Annotated in this window: 1 protein-coding gene; it reads right to left on the bottom strand. The window is 40.4% G+C overall.

The features are described 5' to 3' along the window. The coding region (locus H4J76_RS20325) for an IS110 family transposase (RefSeq protein ID WP_182231143.1) at positions 1–911 on the bottom strand (911 nt) is incomplete at both ends.

Genomic DNA, 911 nt, shown 5'->3' with positions numbered 1-911 from the left:
ATTTCTTTTGAAATATTGGCGTTGTGTTTATACGAATGTGCACCTTCGACCAGTAGTCGTCTTGCACGGCTGTTACCGCATTTGGTAATAGCACCTAAATGGCGTTTATCGCCACTTGAATGTTCACTTGGTACAAGACCAAGGTAACTCATTAATTTTCTGGGATGGTCGAACCGTGATAAGTCACCTAGTTCGGCAATCACTCCTGTGGCGACTAATAACCTCACACCACGGAGCGCCTGTATCGCTTTAACTACAGGATAAAACCGCCAGTTTTTCACTTGATGTGTTAATTCATTATCCAGCCTTTTTAAGCGTTTTAGTCGTTCAGTAATGGTTAAAACCGCTTCTTGCAAAACAATTTGCTGACAAGGATGAGGTAATACTAATTCAGCGAGCCAACGCAAATGTTGTAATGACCAGTTATCTTTTATTTTGCTGTTAATGTTGTTACGTAACAACAATGCTTTAAGTTGATATTTAGCATCCTTTAAGTCTTTCATGCCTGTTTCTCGTGCCCGAGATAAGTCCCGTACGGCTTCATCTTCGGGCTCAGGGACATAGATAGATGTTAAGTCTTCAGACTTGAGCAGCTTTGCAAGTTTGAGCGCATCACGTTTATCGGTTTTGATTTTATCTCCTGGTTTTTTAGGGATAAGAGAAGGTGCGATGACATAGCAACAATGATTAAGGCTGGTGAGAAAGCGGTAAATCCAATAGCCACAAGGACCTGCTTCGTAAACAAAATGAAGTGTGGCATCTGGATATTTTGATTGTAATTGTCGTGCGAGTTTTTTAAAGGCGGCTTTATTACTGAGTATTTTACCTAGATGAGTTGATTTAGCGCCACGTTGGTCTTCAATATAAGCGACTTCAGTAAATGTTTTATGGGTATCTAAGCCAATGAAAAG

The organism is Colwellia sp. BRX9-1, from assembly GCF_014077195.1.
Taxonomy (GTDB): Bacteria; Pseudomonadota; Gammaproteobacteria; order Enterobacterales; family Alteromonadaceae; genus Colwellia_A.
The sequence above is the reverse complement of the archived record's forward strand: the minus strand, read 5'-3'. Positions and strand labels throughout refer to the sequence as shown.